The sequence below is a fragment of the Natronobacterium haloterrestre genome (assembly GCF_900112205.1).
Taxonomy (GTDB): domain Archaea; phylum Halobacteriota; class Halobacteria; order Halobacteriales; family Natrialbaceae; genus Natronobacterium; species Natronobacterium haloterrestre.
Genome location: NZ_FOKW01000003.1, coordinates 282,822 through 294,730, shown reverse-complemented (window position 1 = coordinate 294,730; position 11,909 = coordinate 282,822). Strand labels below are relative to the sequence as shown.

General features: G+C 65.8%; 11 protein-coding genes and 1 pseudogene. 8 read left to right on the top strand and 4 right to left on the bottom strand.

What is annotated here, in order from left to right; translation table 11 throughout:
- Positions 1–21 precede the first annotated feature (21 nt).
- From BM113_RS07965 to BM113_RS23020, 3 genes and pseudogenes are all read right to left on the bottom strand, one after another.
- Complete coding sequence (locus BM113_RS07965; RefSeq protein ID WP_089786876.1) at positions 22–414, bottom strand: OsmC family protein; 393 nt, start codon at positions 412–414, stop codon at positions 22–24.
- A 146-nt stretch (positions 415–560) separates the two neighbouring features.
- Positions 561–1,970, bottom strand: coding sequence for a dihydrolipoyl dehydrogenase (lpdA, locus tag BM113_RS07960; RefSeq protein ID WP_245758007.1), 1,410 nt, complete (start codon positions 1,968–1,970; stop codon positions 561–563).
- Positions 1,971–2,222: 252 nt separating this feature from the next.
- Positions 2,223–2,435, bottom strand: a pseudogene (locus BM113_RS23020) (biotin/lipoyl-containing protein); the annotation flags it as partial.
- 430 nt (positions 2,436–2,865) lie between these two features.
- On the opposite strand from BM113_RS23020, the gene BM113_RS07955 reads away from it, so the two are divergent.
- From BM113_RS07955 to BM113_RS07930, 6 genes are all read left to right on the top strand, one after another.
- Complete coding sequence (locus BM113_RS07955; protein WP_089786873.1) at positions 2,866–3,870, top strand: arsenic resistance protein; 1,005 nt, start codon at positions 2,866–2,868, stop codon at positions 3,868–3,870.
- Positions 3,871–3,989: 119 nt separating this feature from the next.
- Entirely contained in the window at positions 3,990–4,787 is a 798-nt protein-coding gene (locus tag BM113_RS07950) for a M14 family metallopeptidase (protein ID WP_089787224.1), read from the top strand.
- A 94-nt stretch (positions 4,788–4,881) separates the two neighbouring features.
- The gene (locus BM113_RS07945) at positions 4,882–5,865 is read left to right on the top strand and encodes a deoxyhypusine synthase (protein WP_089786872.1); all 984 of its coding nucleotides are present in this window, start codon (positions 4,882–4,884) and stop codon (positions 5,863–5,865) included.
- Between the two features lie 74 nt (positions 5,866–5,939).
- Complete coding sequence (locus BM113_RS07940; RefSeq protein ID WP_089786870.1) at positions 5,940–7,301, top strand: PQQ-dependent sugar dehydrogenase; 1,362 nt, start codon at positions 5,940–5,942, stop codon at positions 7,299–7,301.
- 72 nt (positions 7,302–7,373) lie between these two features.
- The gene (locus BM113_RS07935) at positions 7,374–7,718 is read left to right on the top strand and encodes a glutaredoxin family protein (RefSeq protein ID WP_089786868.1); all 345 of its coding nucleotides are present in this window, start codon (positions 7,374–7,376) and stop codon (positions 7,716–7,718) included.
- A 137-nt stretch (positions 7,719–7,855) separates the two neighbouring features.
- Positions 7,856–8,437: a DUF7110 family protein gene (locus tag BM113_RS07930; protein WP_089786866.1), complete on the top strand. Its 582-nt coding sequence runs from the start codon at positions 7,856–7,858 to the stop codon at positions 8,435–8,437.
- Positions 8,438–8,596: 159 nt separating this feature from the next.
- Here the strand turns inward: BM113_RS07930 and BM113_RS07925 are convergent, their stop codons facing one another.
- Positions 8,597–8,917, bottom strand: coding sequence for a hypothetical protein (locus tag BM113_RS07925; protein WP_089786864.1), 321 nt, complete (start codon positions 8,915–8,917; stop codon positions 8,597–8,599).
- A gap of 538 nt (positions 8,918–9,455) precedes the next feature.
- Between BM113_RS07925 and wecB the strand changes: the two genes are divergently transcribed.
- A complete protein-coding gene (wecB, locus tag BM113_RS07915; RefSeq protein WP_089786860.1) occupies positions 9,456–10,592 on the top strand; it encodes a non-hydrolyzing UDP-N-acetylglucosamine 2-epimerase in 1,137 nt (378 codons plus the stop codon).
- Positions 10,593–10,753: 161 nt separating this feature from the next.
- Entirely contained in the window at positions 10,754–11,725 is a 972-nt protein-coding gene (locus BM113_RS07910; RefSeq protein ID WP_089786858.1) for a phosphoadenosine phosphosulfate reductase family protein, read from the top strand.
- Positions 11,726–11,909: the final 184 nt, after the last annotated feature.

Sequence of the window (11,909 nt, the reverse complement as noted above, 5' to 3'; positions counted from 1 at the left end):
TCTCTCGAGTGGTCGCCGTGATCAGAACGCGTCGTCGACGACCGTCACGTCGGCGTGGAGTCCGTCACGTAGCGCTGTGTGGACGTGACAATACTGTTCGCCGATCTCGACGAGTTCTTCGGGGTCGTCGAGATCGGCTTCGACTTTCAGTGTGAACCGGATCGACTCGAGATTGTCGTGGTCGTCGAGGTCGGCCTCGGCATCGATCTCCATCTTCCCGGGGTCCTCGAGGCCGTTCTTTTGGGCGCCCATCCGAACCGCAGGGAGGAAACACGACGCGTAGTCGGCGACGAGTACCTCGTTGGGGTTCGGTCCGGTTTCGTTCATTGGATCGACGGCGACGGCGAAGTCGCCGATGACGCTTTTCGTATCGAACCCGTCCTCGTTGGTCGTCGTGAGGTCGATGTCTGTCATATTAGTATTGCTTAGTTAACACAGTTTTATGAAATACCTTGTGTCTCGCCGATCCGTAAATAGCGGGGTCGAATACGGGGGTAACGGGATGAAAACTGGCCGATTGCCTCCGTCGAATAGATTACCGTATCAGCCCTCGAGTGTCGTCATCGCGTGTGAACCGCCTCGCCGAGAGCGTCGGCCGCGGCCTCCATGACTGCCTCGGAGAGCGTCGGATGGGTATGGACCGTCTCGGCGACCGTCGAAGCCTCGAGGCCGACGTCGATCGCGAGCGCGACCTCGCCGATCAGTTCGGAGGCGTTCGGCGCGACCAGTTGTGCACCGAGGAGTCGTTCCGAGGGTGTATCGACGACGACCTGGACGAAGCCGTCGGTCGCCTCGACGGTGAGCGCCCGGCCGTTCGCACGGAGGGGCATCTTTCCGACGACGGGATCGTAGCCCGCCTCTGTGGCCTCCTCGCGGGTCAGACCGACGGTCGCGACTTCGGGGTCCGTAAACACTGCGGCGGGCATCGCATCGCGGTCGAGCACGGCGGGTTCGCCGGCGATGGCGGCCGCTGCGATCTCTCCCTCGTAGCTCGCCTTGTGTGCCAGCATCGGCTCGCCAGCGACGTCGCCGACGGCGAAGACGTGATCTCGAGTCGTTCGGCCCTGGGCGTCGGTCGACAGGAACCCGTCGTCGTCGGGTTCGAGTCCCAGCGCCTCGACGTTCGCCGTGTCGGTGACGGGTTCGCGACCGGCCACGACGAGCACCGCGTCGGCCTCGAGGCGGGCGGTCGAGCCGTCCTCGGCCTCCGTCGTGAGCTCGACGCCGTCGCCGGTCGGCTCCCAGTCGGCCGCGCGCTCGCCGAACCGGAATTCGACCCCCAGTTCGCGGGCGCGTTCGCGAACGACGCGCGAGACGGCCTCCCCGTACATCGGAAGCACGTCGTCGAACATCTCGACGACGGTGACGTCGGTCCCGAGCTTCGCGAAGACCGTCGACAGTTCCATCCCGATGTAGCCCGCGCCGACGACGACCAGCCGCTCCGGGATCGACTCGAGGTCGAGCGCGTCACTGGAGTCCAGCACGCGTTCCCCGTCGGGCTCGAACCCGGGCACCTCGAGGGGGCGACTGCCGGTGGCGACGATCGCGTACTCGAACGCCAGGGATGCGTCGCCTTCCTCGGTCGCGATTCGGGCCCGGTGGTCGTCGACGAACTCCGCCCGCCCCTCGACGAGCGTCACGCCGGCGCCACGAAGGAGTTGTTCGACGCCTCCGGTGAGATCGTCGACGACGCCATTCTTCCAGGAGGCCAACTCCGCAGCGTCGACGTCGACCTCGGCGGTGATACCGAGGTGTTCGGCGCTCGTCGCCTCCTCGACGACGTTCGCGCCGTGGATGAGGGCCTTCGACGGAATGCAACCGCTGTTGAGACAGGTTCCTCCGTAGGCGTCGCGCTCGACGAGCGTGACCTCGAGCCCGAGTTGTGCGCCGCGGATCGCCGCGACGTAGCCACCGGGGCCGCCGCCGACGACGAGGACTTCCGTCTCTTCTGGCACGGCGTCGACGGTCAGGTCGGGCGCGAGGTCGATCTCCGTTCCGTCCTCGGAGTCGGAGTCGGAGCCTGTGTCGGAGCCTGTGTCGGAGCCGATGTCCGAGACCCGTGTGACTGCGGGGGTCACACTGTCGTCCGCGTCGTCGGCCGGCATCGACTCGTCGCCGGACTCGCCGTCGGCCTCGAGTCGGGTAACTGCGGGCGTCAGATCGTCGTCTTCGCTCCCCCCGTCGCTTCCCGGTTCGTCGACGTCTTCGAATCGGAGCAACGGTTCGCCGACCCGGACGGTCTCTCCGCCGTCGGCGACGCGCTCGCGGACGGTTCCCGAGACGGGCGCAGTCACTTCGATCACCGACTTGTCCGTCTCTACTTCGGCGAGGAGTTCCCCCTCCTCGACCTCGTCTCCGACTTCGACGTTGTAATTCACCAGCAGTCCGAAAGCGACGTCGTCTCCCAGTTCGGGGACCTCGAACTCGTAGGTCATCGTTCGACGGTTGGTAGTTGTGGTTAATATTGTCTTTGATGCACAATTATTGTGTGTCGTTACCGGGGAAGCCCGGCGGTTCGTTCGGCTGGGTCGCTCCGTCCGCCGGTCGACCTCACTGGTCCGGCATCCGAACAGTCGAACGATCGCTGGTTCGATCGATAAACCGGACGGTGGCGGTTCGTGAACGCTGTAGTAGCAGGGGTCACCCATCGTCGTTCGATCGTCGTCGATCCGCGTGGCAACTCGATGAACAGGGCTACTGTGCAGGTAGCGGTGTCGAAAGTGATTTGTAGTATAGTGGTAACTATACAATCATGGTAGCTACCACGAGAGGGCGGTCCGTCGGCGGAGCGGCCCTCGAGTCACGCGGTCGAACCGCAACACGGCCGAAGGAACTGTCTCGGCTGCGAACCGCGGAGGCGACGGCATGATCAGGCGAGTACTACTGGGTATCAAGCGGAACTTGCTCTACGTGGTCGTCGCTTCGCTCGTGCTCGGACTGTTGGCCGGCCAGGTGTTCGATGCGGGGACCAAACGACTCCTGCAGAGCGCGATCACGCCGGTGTTGTTCCTCATGATCTACCCGATGATGATCAACATCGATCTCAAGGAGGTGCTCAACGTCCGGGACCACGTCGCGCCGGTCGCGCTCAGTCTCGCGATCAACTTCGCGGTGGTGCCGGTGCTCGCAATCGCCCTGGCACGGCTGTTTTTCGCCGGTAATCCGGCCTACGCGGTCGGCCTCTATCTCATCGCGCTCATCCCGACCTCCGGGATGACGGCTGCCTGGACGGGCCTGGCCGACGGCGACCTCGAGGCCGCGCTGGTTGCGATGGCCGCGAATCTACTCACCGCGGTCGTCGTCCTGCCAGCGTATCTCTCCCTGCTCGTCGGGGACGGCGCTACCTTCGACCCGGGGGCACTCTACCGACAGATGGCACTGTTCGTCGTCGTCCCGATGATCGCCGGCAACGTCACGCGGCGGCTCCTCCTCCGGAAGCAGGGCTCGAGCGGCTTCAGGCGGTTGAAGCCGCTGTTCGGCGGCGCGAGCTCACTCGGCGTGATGGCGATCGTGTTCATCGCGATGACGATGCGCAGCCAGGCGATCCTCTCGGATCCGATCGGCTCGGCGATCACGATCGTGCCGCTGGTGCTGTTCTACGCTGGATTACTGCTCGTCGGGGTCGCCGTCGGTCGGACGCTACTGCCGACCGAACAGGGAATCGCGCTGATCTACGCGACGAGCATGCGCAACCTCTCGATCGCCGTCGCCATCGCCGCCGCCTCCGAGACGCTCCCGACCGAAGCGATCCTGCCCATCGCGCTGGCATACCTGCTCCAACCGCCGCTCGGGGCCGTCTACATGCACTACCGTCGCGACGTGGTCGCGGAGGGGCGCGCCGTCGGCGACGTGGTTCGGTCGCTCGTGTAGGGTCGTAGAGCCCACGGTTCGATACGATTGCGGCCTGACACCGACCGCGACGGGAGCCGATCCCCGCCGTGGCGCCCGAACCGTGTCGCCTTTGGGGCTTCGGATCCTCCCGTATGTTGATGAGAGTCGCACAGATCGGGTCGGGGACGCCGGAAATCGCGGTCCTCGCCGGCGTTCACGGCGACGAACCCTGCGGCGTCCGCGCGGTCGAACGGTTGCTCGAGGAACGGCCGACCGTCCAGCGCCCAGTCAAACTCGTCGTCGCCAACGAGAAAGCCCTCGAGCGACGCGTCCGGTTCGTCGACGAGGACCTCAACCGGGTCTTCCCCGGCGATCCCGACGCCGAGACCCACGAGCGTCGGCTCGCCCACCGTCTCGTCGAGGAACTCGAGGACTGTCTCACGTTCTCGATGCACTCGACCCAGAGCTACGCGGATCCGTTCGCGATCGTCGATGGCGTCGACGAGACCGCGGCGAGACTGTGTCCGCAACTCCCGGTGACGGCGATGGTCGAGACGGAGAACTTCGCCGAAGGGCGGTTGATGACCGAGATCGACACGATCGAGGTCGAGTGTGGACAGCAGGGATCGGAGTCGGCCGCCCAGAACGCGAACCGACTGATGCGGGCGTTTCTCACCGCCGTCGGCGTGCTGCCCGGCGACACCGTCTCGCGGGATCTGCCGGTCTTCCGGCTCACCGACGTCGTGCCCAAGGAACCGGCCGACACCTACGAGGTGTTCGTCGAGAACTTCACCGAAGTCGAGGCCGGAGCACCGTTCGCGGCGGCCGACGGGAACGAACAGGTCGCCGACGAACCGTTCTACCCCGTACTGATGTCGCCGTACGGCTACCGGGACGTCTTCGGCTACGCCGCCGAGAAACTCGAGGTGCTCGAGTCGCCGACGGCGGCGGATTGACTCAGCCGGCCGGACGGCCGACTGGGACTGGGTAAGCGGCGCATACCGGACGGCTAACACGTAGCTTAAACCGTTCCTCTTCCTGGTGTCGTGTATGACCGACGATTCGTCCCGCGATCACGTCGTCCCGGGTAGCGACGAAGACCTGGAGACGGCGGACGTTCGCGGCCACGACTTCCGTGGCGACCTCGACCTGTCGACGCTGCTCGAGTCCTACGAGACGACCGGCTTCCAGGCGACCCACCTCTCCGAAGCGATCGACGTCACCGAACGGATGCAGGAGGAGGAGGCGACGATCTATCTCACGCTGACCTCGAACATCGTCTCCTCGGGGCTTCGCGAGGTCGTCGCCGCGCTCGTCCGCGACGGCTACGTCGACGTCGTCATCACCACCTCGGGGTCGCTGACCGAGGACGTCATCAAGACCGCCAAGCCGTTCAAGATGGGCGAGTGGGACGCCGACGAGGCCGAACTCCGCGAACGCGGCATCAACCGGCTGGGCAACATTTTCGTCCCCTCCGACCGGTACGTCTGGCTCGAGGAGTACCTCTACGACTTCTTCGACGACTTCTTCGCCGAGGAGTCGATCCGCACGCCGACCGAGTTCGCCCGCGAACTCGGTGCGACCCTCGAGGACGAGGATTCGGTGCTCAAGCAGGCCGCGGACAACGACGTGCCGGTCTACTGTCCGGCACTGACCGACGCCGAGGTCGGGAACTTCCTCTACTACTACCGGCAGCGACAGGACACGGATTCGGACATCGGCATCGAGATCTTAGACGACTACGAGAAGCTGATCGAGGACGGCATGCTCGCGGATACGACGGGCCTGATCGCCGTCGGCGGCGGCGTGCCGAAACACCACGCCATCATGACGAACCTCTTCCGCGGCGGCGCGGACTACGCCGTCTACATCTCGACGGGGATGGAAGGCGACGGCTCGCTGTCGGGCGCGCCGCCGAACGAGGCCGTCTCGTGGGGCAAGATCAAGGACGACACCGAGACGAACTACGCCCAGGTCGAGGCCGAGGCGACGCTTGTCTTCCCGCTGCTCGTGGCGGAAGCCTTCTACAACTGACCCCGCTCTCGACGCTTCGCCCGCGTCGAGGACAAAGACACTCACTTCTCCGGTCCAAAGAGCGGACTATAGCCATGTCCCCCACGCGCCGTCGACTGCTCTCCGCGGCCGGCCTTTCGTTCTCGATCCCGGTCGCCATCGCCGGCTGTCTCGACCGGCCCGGGACCGACTCGCTCGAGTTGGTCACCCCCGAAGAGGCGCCCGGAGACGACTGGACCGAACCCGACTGGCGACCCGCCGACGGAACGCCGACCGAGGACGACGTCGACGCGACGACTGCCGTCGCCGACCTCGAGGTGCCCTGGGACCTCGCGTTCGCGGGCGATGATGCTTTCCTCACCGAACGCGACGGGGGACTGCGGCGGTTCGACGCCGCCGACCTCGCGACCGGCGAGGAACTCGCGCCCGAGGACGGCGACGTCGTCCTCGAGGCGGGCGACCTGCCGGACCGCGCCGCACCGGGGGAGGGCGGCACCCTCGGCGTCGCCGTCCACCCCGACTACCCGGATCCGGCGGTCGCGTTCGTCTACTACACCGTCGACGACGGCGGGATCGAGAACCGCGTCGTCCGGTGTGATCTCGAGGGGGACGACCCCGACCCCGACCCCGACCCCGACCCCGAACTCACGCCGATCCTCGAGGGGGTCCCGGGCGCGACGACACACAACGGCGGCCGGATCACGTTCGGCCCCGACAATCATCTGTGGGTGACGACGGGTGACGCTCAGGAACCGGCGCTCGCGCAGGATCCCGGCTCGCTCGCGGGAAGCGTCCTTCGGCTCACGCCCGACGGCGACCCCGCCTCCGGGAACCCCGACTGGGGGGCTGACGGCGACGACCGGATTTACACGCTCGGCCACCGGAACCCCCAGGGAATCGACTTCACGCCCGAGGGAACGCCGCTGATCGCCGAGCACGGCCCGTCCGCTCGAGACGAGGTATCCGTGCTTCGACCGGGCGGGAACTACGGCTGGCCGGTCGTCCGTGGCGGCCCGGACGATTCCGAGTACGGGAGCTACGACGACGAGGATCACGAGGCTGCGACGCCGCCGGTGGTCAACACCGGGCCGGAGGAGACGTGGGCCCCGTCCGGGCTGGCGTTCTACGCGGACGGCGCGGTCGGTCCGTGGGAGAACCACGTGCTCGTCTGCGGGCTGGCCTCGGGGACGCTGTACGCGGTCGCCTTGCGTCCGGGGGACGCGAACGCGAGCGGCGATTCAACCGGAGAGGAGGGCCATCCTGCCGACCTCCCGTGGCTCGACGACCGTCTCGAGGCGACCGTCACCCGGCTGTTCGAGGGAACCTACGGTCGACTTCGCCACGTCGAACCCGGACCCGACGGCTCGCTGTACCTGCTGACGTCCAACCGGGACGGCCGCGCCGGCGGCGACTTCCCGCGAAGCGGCGACGACCGCGTCGTTCGGCTCGAGCCGTGACGTAACCCGTTTCAGTTACCTCCGCGGGGTGGTGACGCAAGGCCTATCCCTTTCACTGCCGTACGACGGGACATGGAATTCCCACCGAACCAGGGACTCGATCAGGAGGAGGTCAACGAGCAGGTCGCCGAGGCGCTCGAGGACAACGAGGTCGTCCTCTTCATGAAGGGGACCGAACTCATGCCCCAGTGTGGCTACTCGCGAAAGGCGCTCGGCCTCATCGATCAGCACCGCGACGAGTACGAGACGGTCGACGTCCTCGAATCGCTGGACGAGTTCCGCGTCGCCCTCGAGGACCACAGCGGCTGGGAGACCATCCCGCAGACGTTCGTCGACGGGGAGTTCGTCGGTGGCTCGGACGTTCTCGAGGAACTCGAGGAACGCGGCGAACTGGCCGAGACGCTCAACGCGGAGTGAGTTCTGTCCCCGTTCACCGGGACGGACCGTAGCCGGGACTTGAATTTGTCCGTACTGGTATTTCACGCAGTTAATAGCAGATCATATAAGTCACCCGGGCGTACTAGCGAGCAAGAACCCTCGCCGTACTCCCCACTATGTCAACTGAGGAATCCAGACACGTATATCGGTTGCATTCGACGCTCGAACTACCCCTCGAGGACCTTCGGGACCACATCGAGGAGGCGAAATACCCCGACGGGATCGAAGACGTCGAGATCACACGGCGGAACAACACCCTGATCCTCAAGGCGGTCGCGGAGGATCAGTCCGTCAGCAAGTACACGCCGACCGCCCAGCTCAAGGCCAGCGTCACGGAGAACCGCGTCTACGAGGAGGACCCGGACGAGCGCCGCCAATCCTTCAGCTGGGACGAGGAAGAGGAAGAGGAGATCGAATCCGAACTCGTCGAGTTCGCGGCGTTCAAGGGTGACCGGGAGACGGTCCTCCAGAACTCGCTGCTCCAGTACGAGATGTTCCTCGTCCTCTGTGAGATCGCCGAGGCAGCCGAGAAGGGGACGCTGACCGCTATTTCGGAGCGCAACGGCGAACTCGAGGCGACCCGGATCGTCGAGGGGGAGCCCCGGCCGGCCGACATCGAGGTCGTCGAAGGGCCGCGCGATCACGGGTCCGGCGAGACGGGTGTCAACTGGCGAGACAACAAGTTCATCAGCGACTGATCGGCGCGTACACGAGGCGTTCCGCGCCGCGTTTGCTTCTCTCGCCTTACTCGCTCGAGTCGTTTCTTCGATCGGCCTGCGGTCGGCACCATCGACACAGTCGTAAACAACCGGAGACGCTCGTCTCCGACCGGTCGGCGTCGTAGACGACCGTGGCCGTTAGTCGGAGCACAGCGCGCTCACGACGACCTCGGCGATCGCGTCGCCCACCCGCTCCGGCGTTTCGGTGACGTTCCACCGGTAGTCGCCGTCTCGAGTCACGCCCGCACACTCGAGGAAGTCGCGTCGATCCAGTTCCAGCAACAGGGTCTCGAGCAGGTCCTCGTCGGGCGGGTGGCCGAGCCACTCCTCGAGGGTCGTGGCGAGTTGTGTGGTGGTTACGACGATCGGATCGGCCGGGGAGGCCTCGGCGTCGTCGGACTCGATCGGGGTGGGAGACTGTAGGTCGGGGGACGGCGGTGAGGGCGGCCGCTCGGTCATATCGATCGATTCGTCGGGGACGATAACGGATCACCGTTCGCGTTAATCACGACCTCCTTGAAGTTCGGTCACCGTACATGGACGGAAATCGGCCGCAAACCGTCGCCGGCGTGGACGGCCGCGAACGGCCGGCGCGAGTAGCGACTCGATTCGCGACGGAAGGCGGTTCCTGTTCGGAGGTCCCCGTTTTCGTGGAGTTCGGAACGGTTTCCTTTCCGAACTGTATCGTATCGATAGGCGTTCGGGCCGTGACCTGAAACCCTCGGCTCGAGCCCCATCACGGTCGAATTCGGGGTTCATGGGCGCTATAGCCCGACAGAACGGCGCTGTACGGGGTAGCGCGCTGATAACGATATGCCGGCCGCTGGAACGACGGGTACATGCTCTCCGAGGTGAACGTCAGTCGACGGGAGTGGTCCCTCCGCGCGATGCCCGCGGGCGCAACTCTAACTCGCTTTACCCGCCCGCTTGCGTTTCTCGTCGGATCGATCGTCCCGGACGTTCGGACCCACCGACCCGCAGTCGCGGAGGTGAACTGATGCGCGTCTGTTCGATCGTCGGGGCTCGTCCCCAGTTCGTCAAGGCCGCGACCGTCTCCAGAAAGCTCCGCGACGTCGGCGAGGAGGCACTGGTCCACACCGGGCAACACTACGACGAGGAGATGTCGGACGTCTTCTTCGAGGAACTCGACATCCCCGAGCCCGACTACAACCTGGGGGTCCAGTCGGACACCCACGGACGCCAGACCGCGAAGATGATCGCCGCCCTCGAGCCCGTACTGGAGGAGGTCTCCCCGGACGCACTCCTGCTGTACGGCGACACGAACTCGACGCTTGCGGGGGCGATCGTCGGCGCGAAACGCGACGTCGAGGTCGCCCACGTCGAGGCCGGCCTCCGGAGCGACGACCGGGAGATGCCCGAGGAGGTCAACCGGATCATGACCGACCACGCCTCGGAACTGTGTTTCGCCCCGAGCGAGGCGGCCGTCCGGAACCTCGCCGACGAAGGCATCTCCGACGGCGTCTACTGGACCGGCGACGTGATGTACGACGCCCTACTCGAGGCCCGCGAGCGGTCCCAGGAGGCCTCGACGATCCTCGAGAATCTCGGCCTCGAGGACGGCGAGTTCGTCCTGGCGACGGTCCACAGACAGCGCAACACCGACGTCAGAGAGAACCTCGAGTCGATCGTCTCTGCGCTTGCCGACGCGCCGCTGCCGGTCGTTTTCCCGGCACATCCGCGGACCGTCGAACGGCTCCGAGAGTACGGGCTCTGGGACCGGGCGACCGACGCGCTCGAGGTGATCGAACCGCAGGGGTATCTCGACTTCGTCCGGTTGCTCGACGCGGCCGAGCGGGTCGCGACCGATTCCGGTGGCGTCCAGAAGGAGGCGTTCTTCCTCGAGACGCGGTGTGTCACGCTGCGGTCCGAGACCGAGTGGGTCGAGACGGTCGAAGCGGGCTGGAACCGGCTCGTCGGCTCCGACGACGACCGGATTCGGGACGCGCTCGCGACCGACTGGGATCCCGACTCCCATCCCAGGCCCTACGGCGATGGGCTGGCGAGTCGACGGATCGTTACGCTTCTCCGGCGGGAAATCGACGGTGAGGTCGAGGTCGAGGACGTCGAGATCGACGAACCGACTCGGGGAATCGAAGCGGTGCCACTGGACTGAGCGACGGGATCGGCGGGGTCGGCGGGGTCGGCGGGATCGACGGGATCAGCGGGGTCGGCGGAAAATCGTGCCCGTACCGGCGGCTCTCCCGTCCCAGGCTTCCGACAGAGGTTTCCGGTCCCCAAAAGGGTTTTACCGTGGTAATTATATCTAATTACACGATGTCAGAGAACTTCCCCGAGTACGTCGACGTCGACTACGACGAGGGCGACGGCGAAGACCCGGAGGACTATCCGCATATCCAGGACAAGATCGAGAAGGCCATCGAGGTCACCAGGGAGGGACTGGAGGAGTACGAGAACCCCGCGGTCATGTGGACCGGTGGCAAGGATTCGACGCTCACGCTGTACTTCATCAAGGAGGTCGCGGACCGGTTCGACCTCGAGGTTCCCCCGGCGGTCTTCATCGACCACTACCAGCACTTCGACGGGATCCACGACTTCGTCGACCACTGGGCCGACGAGTGGGACCTCGAGGTCATCTACGCGCGCAACGAGGACGTCGGCGGATACGTCGACGAACACGGCCTCGAGCCCGGCGACGAGATCGACATCTCGGAGCTATCCGATCACAACCGCCACCACGTCCGCGAGATCCTCGAGTACGAGGAGGACACGTTCCCGTTCCTGCTCGACACCTACGTCGGCAACCACCTGCTGAAGACGGTCGCGCTCAACGACGCCTTAGAGGAGTACGACATCGACGGCGTCATCTCGGGCGTTCGGTGGGACGAACAGGAGGCCCGCGCCGACGAGACGTTCTTCTCGCCGCGCCACGATCCCGACATCTACCCGCCCCACGACCGGGTTCAGCCCATCCTCCAGTTCGACGAGGCCGCCGTCTGGGACGCCTTCTGGAACTTCGTCGTCCCGGACACCGTCGACGAGTTCCCCGAGGAGGGCTACGTCCCGGAGGCCGACGACGACCTCCCCGAGGGCGTCACCCAGGAGGATATCCCGATCTCGCCGAAGTACTTCGCCGGCTTCCGCTCGCTCGGCAGCGAAGTCAGTACGGAGAAAAGCGACGAGGACCCCGCCTGGCTCCAGGACCTCGAGGGGACGACCGAGCGTGCGGGTCGCGCCCAGGACAAGGAGGACCTCATGGAGCGACTGCGCGACCTCGGCTACATGTGAGGTAACCGAAACGCGGGCGGTTTCGACCAGTCCAGCCAGTTCAGTTCAGTTCAGTTCTATTCTCCCGGTCGGGGCACTCAGCATTGCCCGTTTCTTCCCCGTTGTGGCGGCCCCGCGAGGCGAGAGAGGTAACGGGGCCGAAGCGACGCGCCCGAACGGGTTTACATGTCGGCCTGCGGCTATA